We start from the raw sequence: 684 nt of genomic DNA, 5'->3' as shown, positions 1-684 counted from the left end.
CGCACAATCTTCACTCAAACCTTAGGTCTGCACCACTCTAATGGCAAGACCAGGTACATCTTATTTCTTATCAGAAACGGCAAGCAGGACAGGACACCATCAACTCTCAATTGCGACACCAGGCGCTGCAACCTCGATCATCCTCGGCTTCTTGCTGGTTCCTGTCAAGATGGTTGCTGGGAGATGCTCCTGTTCATAGGCCGAGAGATGGACTCCAAGTGCTGCTCTCCCTGAGGGATCCAGGTTCCCCGACCACTGAGCATCCCACTCTACCGCCTTTGCCGTGCTGCATGCAACGCTTGGCCCGCCTGGCACCGTCAGGATCGCCGAGTTCTGGGGGAAGAACCTCTCAAATATCATCCTGTAACAGTAGGCCTCTTTTGTAGTCGGGGTGTTGTGCGGGTAGATGAACTTTGCATTTGACATCATCTTATCGGTCACATTTGATTCTGCGTGAGCCTTTAGGCCATCAATCCAGCTATAGCCAACACCATCACTGAACTGCTCTTTCTGCCTGTACAGAATGTGCTTTGGCAGGAATGGTTGCTCCTCGTCATCAAATGCTTTCCTCAGCACCCACTTCTCAATTCTTCCAAGATCAGGTCGGATCATCTTCCACTCAGGATCTATGCTCATTGCCTCATTGATAAACTCCTTGTCCAGGAATGGCACACGTGCTTCGAG

General features: G+C 51.0%; 1 protein-coding gene. It reads right to left on the bottom strand.

Annotated elements, in window-relative coordinates; genetic code table 11:
* Nucleotides 1–99 precede the first annotated feature (99 nt).
* Nucleotides 100–684: asparagine synthase-related protein (locus IE264_RS38875; protein ID WP_190167951.1), on the bottom strand; the 585-nt coding region annotated here is incomplete at its 5' end.

The organism is Streptomyces microflavus, assembly GCF_014650075.1.
GTDB classification, from domain to species: domain Bacteria; phylum Actinomycetota; class Actinomycetes; order Streptomycetales; family Streptomycetaceae; genus Streptomyces; species Streptomyces microflavus.
This window is presented reverse-complemented; position numbering and strand designations above follow the sequence as displayed.